Origin of the sequence: Nocardia sp. NPDC060220 (assembly GCF_042727815.1) — a bacterium.
Lineage (GTDB): Bacteria > Actinomycetota > Actinomycetes > Mycobacteriales > Mycobacteriaceae > Nocardia.
Genome location: NZ_JBHWZY010001311.1, coordinates 1 through 1,261, shown reverse-complemented (window position 1 = coordinate 1,261; position 1,261 = coordinate 1). Strand labels below are relative to the sequence as shown.

Here is a 1,261-nt window from a genome sequence, read left to right as displayed (position 1 = left end):
CACCTCGAACTCACCGCGCGCCAGGCGCATGAGGATGATCAGCGGCGGATGCAGTCGCAGTGTCTCCTTGAGCGCGGCTTCCAGATTCGGAATCTGGCGCAGCGCATGGTGACTCACGTCGGCGCCGTCGGCGTAGAGCTCGTCGAGTTCGGTGACCACCCCGGCCAGTGTCTCGGGGTGGCGCAGCAGTTCGATGATCGTCCAGGCCGCGGTGCCCGAGGTGGTGTGGTGGCCGGCGAACATCATCGAGATGAAGATGCCGGTGATCTCGCTGGCCGAGAACCGCAGCGCCCCGTTCTCGTCCTTCACCGAGATGAGGACATCGAGCATGTCGCGATCGTCTTTGCTGGTGGGCGGATTCGCCTCGCGTTGATCCATGATCGCCTGCACCAGCTCGACCAGCGCCGCGCGCGCCGCGTCACGCCGGACGAAACTCTCGATCGGCGCGTACGGGTCCACGTAGGCCAGGGCGTCGGTGCCCTGCTCGAGCTCGTGATAGAGATGCGCGAAACGTCCGTCGAGCTGATTGCGGAACTTCACCCCGATCAGACACGCCGAAGAGGTGTAGATGGTCAGCTCGGCGAAGAACTCGAGCAGATCGATCTCGCCCTCGTCGTCCCACTGCGCGACCATCTGATCCACTTCACGGGCGATGGTGCCCGCGTGCCCGCGCATGTGATCCGCGCGCAGCGCCTGGTTGTGCAGCATCTCCTTGCGGCGCTCGGGGGGTGCGTCGAACACCACGCCCTCACCGAAGATCGGCTTCATGAAGGGGTAGGCCGCGCCCTGGTCGAGATCGTCGTCGCCGGCCCGGAAGAAGAATTCGTTGGCCTCGGCGCCGGACAACAGGACGACATCACGTCCGGCGAGCTCGAAGGATCCGACATCGCCGCACTCGGCGCGAACGCGTCGCATCAGGGCGATCGGATCGGTACGGAACTCGGCCAGGTGCCCGTGTTCGTCCTCGCCTCCGGACACGCGCTGCGGTTTGACCAGCGTCATTGGAAAGTCCTTCCCGGAATACTGTCCAGACACTAAATGGACATGTGTCTGGACAGTACTACGGTTTCCGGATGCGCGACAAGGTTCGCACCGAATCCGGCGGACGGTGTGTCAGCTGTCGGTGGCGGGCGTGGCCAGCAATCGTCGCGCGCAGATCTCGAGCAGATCGGCGACTTGCGCGTAGGACAGCAGGCCCATCCCGCCCTGGAGAAGCGCCCCGGAGTACAGCAATTCGAGCGCGGCCAGGCTCTCTGGATCC

The 1,261-nt window shown here is 64.9% G+C and carries 1 protein-coding gene; it reads right to left on the bottom strand.

What is annotated here, in order from left to right; genetic code table 11:
* On the bottom strand, positions 1-1,002 hold a 1,002-nt coding region (locus ACFWF3_RS36325; protein WP_379318717.1), incomplete at its 3' end, for a cytochrome P450.
* Between the last annotated feature and the right edge of the window lie 259 nt (positions 1,003-1,261).